Below are 13,695 nucleotides of genomic sequence, written 5' to 3' on the forward strand. Positions count from 1 at the left end.
TCTTCGCCAGGGCGTACTCCTCATAGCTCGCGGCGGTGAAAACCGGAGCGATTTCGCCCTTTTTTGGTGATTTTCGTCCTTCCGGTGGCCAAGAGCCCTCTGATCGACGCGCGTGACGAGCCGTCGCGGAGAAGACTCCGGGTGAGCTCCGCGTCCGCGGATCACCTGGCGGGCGCTCTCCAGGTCCACAACCACGGCCGATTTCCGCCAGCCACACCACATCGGCGGGGCCGAGCATGAATCCATGAGCACTCTCAGCACTCTCCGCACGTTCGCCATCGAGGCCGAGGTCGCCGCCGAGCTGCGCGTCCGCGACGACGCCGGGCGTCCTCCCCGCATGGTCACCGACACCGAGGGGGGCTCCCCGCTGCGGTGCTGCCTGCGCCGCGGCCTCCCGGGAGAGCGACTCGCCCTGCTCTCGTACGCGCCGCTGCGCCGGTGGGGGGCACGGACCGGGGGCGATCCCGGCCCGTACGAGGAACTGGGCCCGGTGTTCGTGCACGCCGACCCCTGCGAGGGGCCCGACGGGACGGGCTTCCCCGTCGACATGTGCGGCGAGCGGCGGGTCTTCCGCGCCTACGACGCCGACGGCAACATCCTCGGCGGACGGCTGGTGGACGAGTACGTCAGCCGCGACGCCACCGCGGCGGAAGCCATCCTGGCGGAGCAGTTCGCGGACCCCGACGTGGCGCTGGTACACGTGCGGGCGGTGGAGTTCGGCTGCTTCCTGTTCGAGGTGCGCCGAGCCTAGGGGGTCCTGGCCGGGCCGATGCCGTTCAGGACGGTGGTGAGCAGGTCGTCGACGAAACCGGGGGGAATCTCCAGCGCGGTCGCCGCGCCACCGCGGAGCAGATGGGGCAGGACCAGCTCGTGGCAGGCACCGATGATCATGGTGGCGGCGGCCTCGGTGCCGGCGTCCGGGGCCAGGCGGCCGAGGTCCCGCTCGGCGCGCAGGTATGTGGCCAGCTCCTCGCGTAGTCCTTGGCCACCCGCCATGGGGTTGGGCAGGTTCGCGAACCGGATGAGGACCTCGGGCTGGGCGAGCAGGCCCGCGAAGGAGGGCAGGATCGCGGCGTGCAACGCCAGCCCCCGGGTGATGTAGACGCGCAGGTTGTCCTCGACCGTACTGCTTCCGGCACGGTTGGGCAGCTCGCCCAGCTCGCGCTCGACGGTCTGGACGTGGGCGTGCAGGGCGAGCGCGAGTAGCTCTTCCTTCCCCGCGAAGTGGTTGTACAGCACGCCGTCGGCGACCTGAGCCTCGCGGGCGATGTCTCGTACGGTGAGCCCGGCGGTGCCGCGCCGGGCCATGAGGCGTTCGGCGGCGGCGATCAGGTGCTCGCGCAGGCTCCGATTGCCCTCGCCGTCACGCAGGGCGGCTGCTTTTCTCGGTGACATCACATCGCATGGTAGTGAACACCGAGGTCCGGTGACCGCCGCCATCGCCGCCATCGCCGCGAGGGTCGCGAGGGTCGCCGGACGGCGGGCGTCCGGACTTCGGAGGCGGATCGGGCCGGCGTCCGGCGTCCGGGGGGACGGGGGGACGGAAGCGGGTGGTGGAGACGGCCAAGTGGGGGGCGAGTGTCAGTGACGGATGTCAGGGGCGGGTGGCGGTGATCAGCCAGGCGGCGCCGCGCAGCCGTACGGCGTCGGGCTCCTCGTAGGGCCGAAGCGCCACCGTGAGCGCGTCAAGGGCTCGGGCCGCTGTGGCCCTGTCGACCTGGTCGAGGATGAAGCGGACGGGACCCCATGCCCCGAGGAAACCGGCCGCGTCGGCGGCGTCCCGGCCCCACACCTGGGGCGCCTCGACCGGCGTGGAGGTCACCTTCTCGAAGCCCGCGCCGGTGAGTACCTCTCGAATGCGAGCCGGGTCGGCCAGCGACTCCGGACCGGGGGCACCGGGCCCGGCCGGGGCGGGGCTCGGCGGGAGGTGCTCAGCCATCGCCGCGAAGACGGCGCCCAGGTCGTTGTCGGCCATTCTCCGCAGGGACAGGACCGCCAGGCGCCCGCCCGGTCGCAGCGCGCGGCCGATGTTGGCGAACGCGGCGACCGGATCGGCGAAGAACATGATCCCGAACCGGCTCACGGCCACGTCGAAGCCCGAGGCGGGGAAGGGGTGGATCTGGGCGTCGCCCTCCTCGAAGGTCACGTTGGCGACCCCCTCGTCGGCCGCACTGGCACGCGCCCGCCGCAGCATCGGCGCCGACAGGTCGATCCCGGTGGCGCCTCCGAGTCGCGCCCGCCGGGCGGCCAGCCGCGTCACCTGCCCGTTGCCGCATCCGACGTCGAGCACGCGCTCCCGGTCACCGATGGAGGCCGCCGCGAGCAGGTGGTCGTTGAACCCGCTGTTCACGGCGTCATACCGGGCTTGGTGATCGGCCCAGTGGCTCCCTTCGTAGCCGTTCCACGCTTCCGCCTGCTCGGTGTTGACGATGGAAAGCATCGAGTTCCTCCCGTGGGTCCCGGAACGCCCCGAACGACTCCACCGGCTCCGCCCTCGGTGCGCCCGCGACATCCCTCTTATGAACACTCGTTCATGAATACTCGTTCATAATGAGGACGTCGGACGGGAGATGTCAACCGTCACTTGAGCGAGCCGGAAGCGGAGAGCAGGGTGACGCACACGGTCACGCGGTCACGCGGCGGACGTCGTTCGCGGGAACCGGCGTCCGCCCCCTCGTTCAGCCGAGCCGGATGTGTCTGGCACCCGTCCACGCGCGCCGCAGGAGTCCTCGTAGCGCGCCGTCCGTGTTCGGGGCGAGCGTCAGCCCGGACGAGGCGGCGATGTGGTCGGCGACCCTCGGGATCGTGAGGCGGTCGGTCCACACGTGCTCGGCGAACTCCGCGTCGCGCAACCGCTCCAGGCACAGGTCGAGTTTGGACACGGCGAAACTCTCCCCGCGCAGCGCGGCGCTCTTACCGGCCACGAACTGCACGGCGTGCCCGAAGCCGCGCTCGCGCAGGCGGCGCAGAACCGTCTCCCGGCCGGCCAGGAGCGCGAAGTGCCTGACGTCGTGGCCGCGCTCTCGCAGCCTGCCGACGGTCTCGCGGAAGTACGCGGGCTCCACGACGGTCATCGGTGCGATCACCGTGCCGTCGTGCTTGGTGAGGGCCAGGTCCAGCACCTCGTACACGCCCTGCCGCCATGCCGGGAGGTCCTGGAAATCCCCGCGCAGCGGCGGCGGCGTCATCCGGTGCAGGCCGAAGCCGACGTGCTCGGGGTCGCAGACGACGCTTCCGGGAAGCCGCCGCCGGAGCTCGTACGCGGTCTGGGTCTTGCCTCCGCCGAAGGGGCCGTTGATCCACAGAAGCATGCGCCGAGCCTACGAGACCAGGGCGACGGCACGGCGGGCGATCCCGCGCCCCGCCGTGTCCCTGGAGGGGTCCTAGCCGCCGCTGCCGTACGGGCGGGTGAGGATCTCCAGGAGGTGGCCGTCGGGGTCCGGGAAGTAGACGCCGCGCCCGCCGTCGCGGCGGTTGATCTCTCCCGGCTGCTCGCGGGCCGGGTCCGCGTAGTAGGTGAGCCCGGCCCGCTGGATCCGCTGGAAGATCGCGTCGAAGTCGTCCTCGGAGACCAGGAACGCGTAGTGCTGGGAGACGATCTCGTCCCGGTCGCTGTCCGCGAAGTCCAGGGTGACCCCGTTGGCGGTGGCGACGGGCAGGAACGGGCCGAAGGGCGCCCCGACGTCCAGGCCGAGGATCCCGGCCGTGAACGCGGCGGAGACCCGCTTGTCGCGGGCCATGACGATGGTGTGGTTCAGTTCGACGGACACGATCGGACTCCCCCGGCCTTCGTGGGCTTCTCATGAGCGAGGTCCTCGCACGCCTCACCCGGGCGGTGACGACGTTCGACACCGGTTCGCGATGATAGGCGCCGCCCGCCGCCGCCGCCACGGCGAACGCGGCGTCGAGCCGGAACCTCGGGACCTTCCCGGGGAGATCGTTGGTCGCGCTTTACCGGATCGGCCGGCGCCCCGAGATCATCCGTGGGCACCCGGACGGCGGCGACGGGGTCACCGCGAGGAGGGGGCGGGCCGCACGGGTGTCCACCAGACGGTCCCCGGCATCAGCACTTCGTTCCCGCCGCGGGCAGTACGCGGTCGGTGAAGTAGCGGTCGATGTGGTCGCGGGCGCAGGCGTTGAAACCGTAGAGCGTGTGGCCGGGCCCCTCGTGCCGGACGGTGACGCTGCCCGGGACCTGCTTGAGCACCCGCTGCACGGCGTCGGACTCGCCCCAGGCGCCCGCGCCGAGCATGGGCGGCAGGCCCTTCGGCAGCGGGGCGGGCGGGTTGGTCACCCCCACCGGCCAGCCGACGCAGCCGAGGGTCCCGGTCGCCAGCGTGTTCGCGGTGCCCGCGTTGGGCGCGATCTCGCGCAGCCGGGCGATCGTCGACTCCAGCTCGGCACGGTTGGCGGGACGGGGCCAGTCGACGCATTCGGTGACGCCGGTCGACTGGTCGGGATAGCGGGCGCCGCGCTCGGGCAGGAAGCCGGAGGCATCACCGTCGACGGCCGCCCGGATGTCCCGCGCCAGCTTCGGCCACGCCTCGACGCCGTCCCTGGCGGAGCTCACTGCGAAGGCCTGCAGGTCGCGTCCGTCGTACGCGATGCCCGCCCGCTTGGCGGGGATCGGCGTGCGGTCGGCCCTGGCGACCAGCTTGCGCCACTTCGCGGGCACGTCGCGGCACTCTCCCGCGGCGCACCAGTCGAAGAAGCGGCCGATGGCCTCCTCGTTGCTTCTTGCCATCTTCTCCAGCTCGCCGGTCCAGTCGGCGGTGCTGTGGTTCCACGTGCCGTCGAGCACCATCGTGCGCACCTGGCCGGGGAAGAGCCTGGCGTACGCCTGCCCGTAGAACCCGGCGTAGGAGGCGCCGTAGAAGTTGAGCTTGGCGCCGCCGAGCGCCTTCCTGATCGCCTCCATGTCCCTGGCGTTGTCGGCCGAGCTCATGTTGGCGAAGAACTCGGGATCCTTGTTACGGCAGGCCTCGGCGTAGCCGCGGTTGGTGTCGGAGAGCCGTCCGAAGTCCGCGTCGTCCTTGGGGAACTCGGGCAGCGGGACGCGTGTCCAGGTGCACGGCAGGCCCGTGCTCAGGCCGCCGAACTGCTCCCCGTAGCCCCGCGTGTCCCACGTGACGATGTCCATGCGCTCGCGGAGCTTGGTCCACCAGTTCGCGGACCGGGTGATGGCGATCCCCGGGCCGCCCGGCCCGCCGTAGGCGATCAGGACGGAGCCCTCGGAGGTGCCGGTGGCCTTCAGGCGGCCCAGTTTCAGCGTGATCTCGCGCCCGCCGGCCTGCTGCCAGTTGACGGGGACCCGCAGGTCGGCGCACTCCATGCCGATCTTGTCACCCGGGCAGGTGCTCCAGTCGAGGGGATCGGCCTGTGGCGCCTGCGCGCCCGAGCCGAGGAGGGTCAGGGCGATGGCGATTGACGTCAGCATGACGGCCACGATCTCCGAACGACCACCCCGGGCACATCGGATCCCGGTCTGATTCCCGGGACGGCGAATCAGACCGGGGGATGTCATCCTCCGACGATCACGCCCGCCGTGCGAGCGGCCGAGGTCATCGGGACCTCCAAGGTCAGGGACCTGTCCGTCGAGCCGTGAGGCGGAGGCGGGCAGGCTCCTTCGAAGCCGGTTCCCGTCGCACTCTCACCTCCGGTGTGGGCCTCCCGTATCGACAATTTAGCGAAGAAGGTATTAAAGTACTGCTTCATTATGAAGGACGTACATAAATTGCCGGTCGAGTTCGCCCGTGATCCCGGTGGCTCCCTCTTCGATCCCGGGGCAAGGGCGGCCATGGCCCGGTTCACCGCCGGCGACGACACACTCGCCCTCGAAGCCGCGACCGCCGTCCGCACCGCCTTCCACTCCGTCGAGCGCATCCGCGCTCACGGCGCTCAGGGGCGCGGGCTGAGCTCGGGGGCGCTTGACATCCTGATGCGCCTGAGCGCCTCGACCGACGACGGGGTCAGCATCGGCGACCTGGCCCAGTCGGCCGGAGTGAGCTCCCGCAACGTCACCGGGCTGGTCGACACCCTCGAACGCGACGGGCTGGTGCGGCGGGTCCCCGATCGTCATGACCGGCGCTCCGTCCTGGCCCAGATCACCCCCGCGGGACAGACGTGGATCGAATCCTTCCGCCGGCCGACCCAGGCCGCCATGGCGGCGATCTTCCACGACTTCACGCCCGACGAGCTGACCCAGTTGCGGCACCTGTGCCTTCGCCTCGCGGAAAACCAGCACCGGCTCTCCCGGCACCTGGACCAGGCCGACGGCACGGACAACGCCCGGCAGTGAGCCGAACACGCCGTCCGGCAGGCCACCGAGTGTCAGATCCGGCGAACTCCGGAGGATGCCCGCCTGCCGGCAGCGTGTCGCACGTACCCATGGGTGAGCATCCTCCGAGGCCGGAGCCCGAGTGGTGTCCGCGCGGAGGGAATACGCCGACCGGGAATCACCCAGACAGGAGATCGGGAAATGGCTTCCATCCGCACAGAAGTTGTGATCAATTCCAGCCAGGAGAAGGTCTGGGCGGCGATACGCGACGTGGGCGCGGTGCACCGGCGCCTCCTGCCGGACCGCGTCGCCGACACCCACATCGAGGGTGACGTCAGGACTCTCGTCTTTCCCAATGGCAAGGTCATCCGCGAGCTGATCGTCGATGTCGACGACACGACGCGCAGGCTCGCCTACGCGGTGGTCGAAGGCGCGCAACCGGCCCTCACGCACCACCACGCCTCGTTCCAGGTCCTGCCCGAAGAGTCCGGTCGCACTCGGCTCGTCTGGATAACCGACGTGCTGCCGGACGCGCACGCGGCGGAGATCCGCGTGCGCGTCGAGCGGGGGGCAGCGGACATGAAGCGGACGCTGGAAGAGGCGGAGGAAGCGGAGGAGGCGGTCGCGGATTAGGTCACGCCGAACGCACGCCGAACGCACGTCGAGGTCGAGGTCGAGGGATCTTCCCCCACAGCCGGAGGCCGGGCGTCTCGGGGGACGGCCACGGGATCTTCCGTGGCGATCATGACAGGCGGACGGTTTTTCGATGAGAGGCCGTGACCGGAATCGAACCGGCGTACACCGCTTTGCAGGCGGTTCCCTGAGCCACTCGGGCACACGGCCGTGCGGGTGAAGAAAGGGGTCAGACTCCGGCACGCCGGCCCAGGCGCGCCTCCAGCTCTCCCAGACCGGGCAGGAACCAGACGTGATCACCCTGGTTCGTCTCGTGCACGAAGTCCCGTAGAGCAGAACTTGCCGCGACATGCCGGGATATGTCGCCCACGATCACCAGAAGCAGCCGGTACGTCACGAACTTCTGCACGATTTCACCGGCGACGCGCGTGCGGAGCCGGAAGAAGTCGTCGCCGAGCCGTTCCGCGGGAATGACGACCGCCTCCGCGTCCCGCCCGAGAGCCTCGCCTATCAAATCGAGGGCGGCGCTCTCATTCTGAATTGTCTCCCATTCTGCGGGGAATACGAGAACACGAAATCCGGGCATGGGTAAAAGCGTTTCAGGCATAATTGTTCATCCCTTTTCTGGGTACGAGGGAGAAAAAGGCTCGCGCCACGCCGTCCGATGACGTCGTCAGGGCTTTGAGCTGGGGAAAGTGCGCGTCAGGCGCGACAACAGGACGAGGTGCCCAGAGCATGGGTGGAGCGGATCATCGTGACCGCCGCCTTCCTGCTCATCATCTGGCTCCTGCCGTCTCGTCCTCGGGCGGGCCGTCAACGTCAAGCTCCGCCGTCCTTTGTGAAAGCGATACTAATGGCGAATATCCGCGACGTCAATCGCCGAAGGAAATCCATGGATTTTCGCTCGGGGCTCGTGACGGGATCAATCGCGGGACGGATGGAAAAGGCTCGGGGCAACATATCGACCGATCCGGCCGGGCGCCCACCGGAGCGGGGCTCGGTGGACGCCCGGGTAGGCGCATGGATGGACACGTAGGTGGACGCCCGGGCGGGCGCATGGATGGACCTGTGGAGGACGCACGACTGGAGGCACGGAGGACGCACGGACGGAAGCGCGAAGGAGGCGCGGAGGACGCGCGGGTTGACGCAACCAGTTGATTGCCATAAGTTGAGTGGCAACCAAGCAGTTGCAATAAGGAGACGGACATGGCATTCCCCGACCAGATCGAGCGCACGATCCAGCTGGCCCACCCCCCGGAGCGGGTCTGGGCGGCGCTGACCACCGCCGAGGGCCTGGGTACCTGGTTCGGGAACCGCGCCGAGATCGACCCGCGCGTCGGTGGCCAGGCCAAACTCGTCTGGAACAGTGGCGACACCGCCACCCTCACCATCGAGCGCTTCGAGCCGCCGCGCGTCTTCGCATACACCTGGCCGATCTACGGCCTTCCCGACACCGATCCGCGACGCACCTATGTGGAGTTCACGCTGGAGCCCACCGGCACCGGCACCACCCTGACCATGGTCGAAAGCGGGTTCGCGCAAATGCCCGATGCCGAAGACCACAAGGTGGCCTACGCGGGCAACAGCAAGGGCTGGACGAACGAGCTGGACGAGCTGGTTGCGTACCTCGATGGACAGGCCTGATCCGGAGGCGGTGGCGCAGGAGGTCTTCGCCGCTCTGGCCGATCCGAGCCGGCGAGGGATCCTCGCCACGCTCGCGGCCGGGGGGCCGGCCACCGCGACGGATCTGGCCGCCCAGCTACCGATCACCCGGCAGGCCATCGCCAAGCATCTCGCCCTGCTGGCCGAGGCGGGGCTGGTGGTGGCCGAGCCGGGAGAGCGGCGCCGGGTCCGCTACCGGTTGAACTCCGCGCCCATGAAGGTGGCACAGCAGTTTCTCGGCGCGCTCGCCCGCGACTGGGACGGTCCGCTGGCCGCCCTGCGGGACCGCTTGAAGTGAGGACCACCCCCAACCGTTGGGAGAGATCAAGATGACGACGACGGGAAACCTGCCCGAAGTGGTGTCGCGCGAGGAGTGGCTCGCCGCCCGCAAGGAGCTGCTGGCCAAGGAGAAGGAGCTCACCCGGGCCCGTGACCGGGTCAACGCCGACCGCCGCCGGTTGCCGATGGCCCGCATGGACAAGCCGTACACGTTCGACGGCCCGGACGGGGCGGTGGGCCTGCTCGATCTGTTCGAGGGCCGGTCGCAGCTGGTAATGCACCACTTCATGTTCGACCCGGAATGGGACCAGGCCTGCTCAAGCTGCTCCTCCGCCGCCGACGGGATCAGCGGGCTGCGGCAGCTGCACGTGCGCGACACCACGCTCGTCGCGGTGTCGCGAGCGCCGTACGAGAAGATCGCCGCGTTCCGCGAGCGGATGGGCTGGACGTTCCCGTGGTACTCCTCGTACGGCGGCGACTTCAACTACGACTTCCACACCGCCCTCGACGACCGGGTCGTGCCGGTGCTGCTCCACTTCCGCACCGAAGCCGAACTCGCCGAGGACGGAACACCGTGGACGGGTGGACCGTGGACGGAGAGCATGCGCGGCACGGAACTGCCGGGCATCAGCGCGTTCCTGCGGGTCGGCGAGGAGGTCTTCCACACCTACTCCACGTACGGGCGCGGCATCGAGGAGTTTCACAACGGCTACCGGTATCTCGACCTCACCGCCCTCGGCCGTCAGGAGGCGTGGGAGGAACCGAAGGGACGCGCGGTCCCGCTCGGCCTGCAGGCCGGCGGCCCCAACATGCGCCTGCCCGACGAGTACGGCACCTGACATGTCGCCGTCCGGAAAGCCGTGGCCGCACCGCTCTGGGCTCGGCCGGAAAGCCGGGGCCGCACCCTCCGGGCTCAGCCGGCAGGCCGGGGGCGCCACTCCCGCGTGGTTCAGGGCGGGGCGAGCATGGTCGCGGGTCTACGTCGCCGGGTCGGCCAGGGTGAGACCACGCTCGGCGAGTGCCTCGCGCAGGAGGCGAACGCCCTTGGGCCCCATGCCGTGCAGCCGCAGGAGCTCCCGCTCGGTCGCGGTGGCCACCTGAGCGAGCGTCGTGTAACCGGCAGCGGCCAGGGCCCCGCGCGCGGGGCGGCCGATGTTGGTGGGAATGTCGCCGGGAGCATCGGCCGGGACGTCGCCCTGGTCGCGGGTCGTCATGGTGCCTCCTTGCGGAACGGGGAGCCGGTCGCCCGTCGTCACGGGGAACCTCGCGTCACGGGAACACCGCGCCGCGGGGACCCGGGGTCGCGGGGACGGCGCGACGCGGTGGTGCGAGTCTCGCATTCCCCTACGACAAAACCGGCTGCCCCTGGATATCGGATGACCTCGGGAGAGCCGATCCTCGCCGGAGCCGGGTGTGTCAGATCTCCTTGAGGAGCCCGGCGTCGACGGCGAAGTCCGCGCCGGTGGTGCTCGCCGAGCGCGGCGAGACGAGCAGGGCGATCACATCCGCGACCTCCTGCGGCTCGGCGAGGCGGCCGGTGGTCAGCCTCATCATCTCCGCCGCGACACCGTCCAGCACACTGTCACGGTCGGTTCCCGCCTGCGCGGCGATGATGTCGGCCGCACCGCCCTCCTCGGTCCACCACGGCGTCCGCACCGGTCCCGGTGACACGGTGTTCACCCGGATGCCCTGCGGGGCGAACTCCTCCGACAGCGCCTTGGTCAGGTTGTTCAGACCCGCCTTGGCGGCGCTGTAGTCGACGTTCACCGGGCCAGGCAGCCGGGCACTGGTCGAGGACACGTTGACGATCGAGCCCCCGCCCCGCTGGAGCATCACCGGAACGGCGGCACGGACGGCCCGTACGACCGAGAACAGGTTGAACTCGAACATCGCCCGCCAGTCGTCGTCGGTGGGGGCCAGGAACGAGAAGCGCGGCAGGGCCACACCGGGCGGCGGGCCACCGGCGTTGTTCACCAGGATGTCCAGCCCGCCGAACACCTCCACGGCCCGCGCCACGACCTGGCCGGGCGCCTCGGGGTCGGTCAGGTCTGCCGGTACGTGGAGCAGGTCGGCGCCACCGAGCGCCTCCAGCTCCGGGGTGCTCTTGCGTGAGGCGGCCACGACGCGGGCCCCCTCGTCGAGGAGGGTACGGGTGACGGCCAGGCCGATCCCCTTGGAGGCGCCGGTGACGACCGCGACACGGCCGGAAAGCTGCAGGTCCATGGATTGCCCTTTCGTCGTCGGGCCCCGCACGGCGGGAGGGGCCCTTCACGTGAGCAAAGCTATGGCGGGTGCGCGGCCCCGGGCTGGCGAGATTCAGACCGGCAATTCCGGCCGGATTCGGACCTCTCATCCGGCGCGAACGCCCCGGCGGCCGGGCGGGAACTCACGCCCGGCTGACACGGCGTCGCCCGACGGATACCACATCGCCTGACAGACACCGCATCAACCGACGGACAGGACACCACATCGCTTGACGAACACCGCATCGCCCGATGGGCGCCACTTGTCTGACGGACACGGCGCCGCGGCGGGGATTCCCGCCGCGGCGCGTGCCGGTTCGGCTGGACGGACGTCCTGAACAAACGCCCTAAGCAGACATTCTGAACAGACGCCCTAAGCAGGCGCCCTGGGCAGACGCCCTGGGCAGACGCTCTGAACAGACGTTCTGGACCGGCTGGGAGAGGCGTCAGCTGGAATAGGCCTCCAGTTCGAAGATGCGGGCCGCGGTATCGCTGTCGCTGGTCGGGGCCAGCACGTTGAGCCGGACGTACCGGGCGGTGACGGGTGTGATGGTGTGGGTGGTGACGTTGGCGGTGTTGCCCCGGGCGCTCACGACGTTCGTCCAGGTGGTGCCGTTGGTACTGACCTGGAGGTCGAAGTCGCGGGTGTTCCAGCTCGTCTTCTCACCGCCCGCGCCGGAGTGGCGCACCACGAAGCGCCCCACCTGCGTGTTCGACTGCAGGTCGACCTGGAGCCACTTGTTGGCGCCCAGCGCGCACCACTTGTCGGAGTTGCCGCCCGTCCAGCTGCCGTTGACGGCCTTGGCGGGGGCCTCGCTGGCCGCGCACTGGTTGCTGGCGGTGGCCGGCTTGTTCAGCGCGAGGTTGGTGACCGGCTGCGTCGTCTCGGGGACGTAGAGGCGGATGTCCGTCAGGCTCGCGCTGCCCTCGTAGACGTTGGTGTAGAGGTCGCCGATCACGAAGTAGTCGGGATACTGGGAGCCGGCCGGCCACTGGTTCGGCCAGGACGCGCTGCCGTTCACGTCGTTCTGGACGAGGGTGGCGTTGTAGCGGCCGTCGTACTCGCCGGGTTTGACGTTGTAGTGCCAGATCGGCGCGTTGTTGACGATGAAGGGGCGGTGGAAGCGGATCGTCTTCTGCCCGACACGGGCGAAGTTGCCGCTGGCCTCAAGGACGTAGCCGGTGGCGTCGCGCTCGATGGCGAAGGTGTAGGACTGGTTGGGCATCAGCTCGGGCTGGAGCTCGGCCGCCGACGACAGCTGCTGCTCGGCCACGCCGCCGGAGCAGCTCGTCATGAACCACTGGGAGTTGCCCGCGAGGCCGCCGGGTCCCGGCGTCCAGTTGGGCAGGCCGCTGATCCACATGTTGACCGTGTTGAAGTTGCCGTCGCGGTAGTTGTAGTACTGGTTGGTGTTGGAGTCGCAGACCCGGCCGCCGGTGCCGCTGCCGACCCGGTCGGGGTGCTGGGAGAAGGAGTCCATCAGCACCTTGCGGCGGTAGTGCCAGAAGTGGTTGTTCCTCGGGGCGGGGTTGGCGAAGTCCACGATCGACATGAAGTGGAAGCCGTTGTAGCCGTACGGGCCGGACCGCACGTCCTGCCACTCGCAGTAGGGCGCGGCGGCGTTACCGCTCCAGCCGGGGCTCCGGGAGCCCTCGCCCCAGGGGTGCTGCGTCTTGCATCCCTGGGTGCTGTAGCCGTTGACCTTGCCGTTGTACTCGATCGAGCCGTTCCGCTTGCCGCCGAAGTCGATGGTCTTGAGCTTGTACTCGACGCGATACTCGTCGGGCAGCTTGCCGGTGGGCCGGAAGATCGCTCCGCCGGTGTGGTCGGGCACGTTCAGCATCGCCGCGGGCCCGCCGCCCACCGACGCGTTGGTGATCGACGGCGGCGACTCGATGACGCCGTCCTTGTTCCAGTCTCGGGCGGAGAGCGAAGCCGTCAGCCAGCCGCCCTGGCCGACCGGAAACTCCTTGCGGTAGGTGGCGAAGGAGTTGAACGCGGTGGTCCAGGCCGGCCCGTAGTCGTTGCGGTACCACTGGCCCGCGTCGTCCATGATCGTGTCGAACGGGGTGGTGTAGTTCTCCCTGACCCACGGCGCGTTACCCGGGTTGAGGGGGGCCGAGAAGTTCTCGGAGTGCAGCAGGGTCCAGGCGGCGGCGCTCGCCTTGGCCTTCGCGCCCGCCTTGCCGTCTTCGGCCTGCGCGCTCGGCGTACTCGGTGTGCCCGACGTGCCCGGCTTACCAGGCGTACTCGGGCTGCTCGAACTGCTCGGGCTGGGGGTACGGGCGCCGGCCGGCGTGGCGCTGTCACCTGTCGCGGGGGTGCTGACCCCGAACGAGGTGAGTGCCACGACGGTCGTGGTGACCGTGGCGAGGGCCGCCTTGCGCGCGGCCCCTCTGACGTTTCTTCGCATGCTTGAGTGCCCTTCACTCGACGAGTAAGGCGTTGCTCGTGCCTGAACGCGACCCGCGTCCTCGCGGGTGTGCACCTCCGTTCCGATGCCGGGCGATCACGGGTGGCGTCGCCGACCGCCACCCGTCCGCCGTTCAAAACCGGCCGTGCTCCACGGGCCGTTCCCCCGAACGGTCGCGCAGCCGTTC

General features: G+C 69.9%; 16 protein-coding genes and 1 tRNA gene. 7 read left to right on the forward strand and 10 right to left on the reverse strand.

Annotation, left to right across the window (positions count from 1 at the left end; all coding sequences use genetic code 11):
• The first annotated feature begins 244 nt into the window (after positions 1-244).
• Positions 245-751 (forward strand): DUF1203 domain-containing protein, encoded by a 507-nt coding sequence (locus ACSDR0_RS16235; protein WP_435289633.1) that lies wholly within the window; start codon positions 245-247, stop codon positions 749-751.
• On the opposite strand, the gene ACSDR0_RS16240 is transcribed toward ACSDR0_RS16235, so the two are convergent.
• The 5 genes from ACSDR0_RS16240 to ACSDR0_RS16260 form a co-directional block, all read right to left on the reverse strand.
• Positions 748-1,395: a TetR/AcrR family transcriptional regulator gene (locus ACSDR0_RS16240; RefSeq protein WP_435289634.1), complete on the reverse strand. Its 648-nt coding sequence runs from the start codon at positions 1,393-1,395 to the stop codon at positions 748-750. The two genes, ACSDR0_RS16235 and ACSDR0_RS16240, sit on opposite strands and share 4 nt — an antisense overlap.
• 199 nt (positions 1,396-1,594) lie before the next feature.
• Positions 1,595-2,440: a class I SAM-dependent methyltransferase gene (locus ACSDR0_RS16245; RefSeq protein WP_435289635.1), complete on the reverse strand. Its 846-nt coding sequence runs from the start codon at positions 2,438-2,440 to the stop codon at positions 1,595-1,597.
• 238 nt (positions 2,441-2,678) lie between these two features.
• Positions 2,679-3,311 (reverse strand): AAA family ATPase, encoded by a 633-nt coding sequence (locus ACSDR0_RS16250; protein ID WP_435289636.1) that lies wholly within the window; start codon positions 3,309-3,311, stop codon positions 2,679-2,681.
• A gap of 72 nt (positions 3,312-3,383) precedes the next feature.
• Positions 3,384-3,770, reverse strand: coding sequence for a VOC family protein (locus ACSDR0_RS16255; RefSeq protein WP_435289637.1), 387 nt, complete (start codon positions 3,768-3,770; stop codon positions 3,384-3,386).
• A gap of 293 nt (positions 3,771-4,063) precedes the next feature.
• A complete protein-coding gene (locus ACSDR0_RS16260) occupies positions 4,064-5,437 on the reverse strand; it encodes an alpha/beta fold hydrolase (RefSeq protein WP_435289638.1) in 1,374 nt (457 codons plus the stop codon).
• 279 nt (positions 5,438-5,716) lie between these two features.
• Between ACSDR0_RS16260 and ACSDR0_RS16265 the strand changes: the two genes are divergently transcribed.
• The gene (locus ACSDR0_RS16265) at positions 5,717-6,298 is read left to right on the forward strand and encodes a MarR family winged helix-turn-helix transcriptional regulator (protein ID WP_435289639.1); all 582 of its coding nucleotides are present in this window, start codon (positions 5,717-5,719) and stop codon (positions 6,296-6,298) included.
• A 180-nt stretch (positions 6,299-6,478) separates the two neighbouring features.
• Complete coding sequence (locus tag ACSDR0_RS16270; protein WP_435289640.1) at positions 6,479-6,910, forward strand: SRPBCC family protein; 432 nt, start codon at positions 6,479-6,481, stop codon at positions 6,908-6,910.
• A 138-nt stretch (positions 6,911-7,048) separates the two neighbouring features.
• Here ACSDR0_RS16270 and ACSDR0_RS16275 read toward each other — a convergent pair.
• Together ACSDR0_RS16275 and ACSDR0_RS16280 are read right to left on the reverse strand one after the other, a co-directional pair.
• A tRNA-Cys gene (locus tag ACSDR0_RS16275) sits at positions 7,049-7,120 on the reverse strand.
• A gap of 19 nt (positions 7,121-7,139) precedes the next feature.
• Entirely contained in the window at positions 7,140-7,517 is a 378-nt protein-coding gene (locus ACSDR0_RS16280) for a DUF4180 domain-containing protein (RefSeq protein WP_435289641.1), read from the reverse strand.
• 132 nt (positions 7,518-7,649) lie between these two features.
• Here ACSDR0_RS16280 and ACSDR0_RS16285 point away from each other — a divergent pair, with 132 nt between their 5' ends.
• From ACSDR0_RS16285 to ACSDR0_RS16300, 4 genes are all read left to right on the forward strand, one after another.
• Entirely contained in the window at positions 7,650-7,946 is a 297-nt protein-coding gene (locus ACSDR0_RS16285; protein WP_435289642.1) for a hypothetical protein, read from the forward strand.
• 170 nt (positions 7,947-8,116) lie between these two features.
• Positions 8,117-8,554, forward strand: a complete 438-nt coding sequence (locus tag ACSDR0_RS16290; protein WP_435289643.1) for an SRPBCC family protein — start codon at positions 8,117-8,119, stop codon at positions 8,552-8,554.
• On the forward strand, positions 8,541-8,870 hold the full coding sequence (locus ACSDR0_RS16295; RefSeq protein ID WP_435289644.1) for an ArsR/SmtB family transcription factor: 330 nt from the start codon (positions 8,541-8,543) through the stop codon (positions 8,868-8,870). The genes ACSDR0_RS16290 and ACSDR0_RS16295 overlap by 14 nt, the downstream gene beginning before the upstream one ends.
• 31 nt (positions 8,871-8,901) lie before the next feature.
• Positions 8,902-9,690, forward strand: a complete 789-nt coding sequence (locus ACSDR0_RS16300) for a DUF899 domain-containing protein (protein ID WP_435289645.1) — start codon at positions 8,902-8,904, stop codon at positions 9,688-9,690.
• A 138-nt stretch (positions 9,691-9,828) separates the two neighbouring features.
• On the opposite strand, the gene ACSDR0_RS16305 is transcribed toward ACSDR0_RS16300, so the two are convergent.
• From ACSDR0_RS16305 to ACSDR0_RS16315, 3 genes are all read right to left on the reverse strand, one after another.
• The gene (locus tag ACSDR0_RS16305) at positions 9,829-10,065 is read right to left on the reverse strand and encodes a helix-hairpin-helix domain-containing protein (RefSeq protein ID WP_435289646.1); all 237 of its coding nucleotides are present in this window, start codon (positions 10,063-10,065) and stop codon (positions 9,829-9,831) included.
• Positions 10,066-10,267: 202 nt separating this feature from the next.
• Positions 10,268-11,074, reverse strand: coding sequence for an SDR family NAD(P)-dependent oxidoreductase (locus ACSDR0_RS16310; protein WP_435289647.1), 807 nt, complete (start codon positions 11,072-11,074; stop codon positions 10,268-10,270).
• Between the two features lie 466 nt (positions 11,075-11,540).
• Positions 11,541-13,508 carry a discoidin domain-containing protein gene (locus ACSDR0_RS16315; protein ID WP_435289648.1) on the reverse strand — a complete coding sequence of 656 codons (1,968 nt, stop codon included), beginning with the start codon at positions 13,506-13,508 and terminating at the stop codon, positions 11,541-11,543.
• Positions 13,509-13,695: the final 187 nt, after the last annotated feature.

It is taken from the genome of Streptosporangium sp. G11, from assembly GCF_051192615.1.
Taxonomy (GTDB): domain Bacteria; phylum Actinomycetota; class Actinomycetes; order Streptosporangiales; family Streptosporangiaceae; genus Streptosporangium.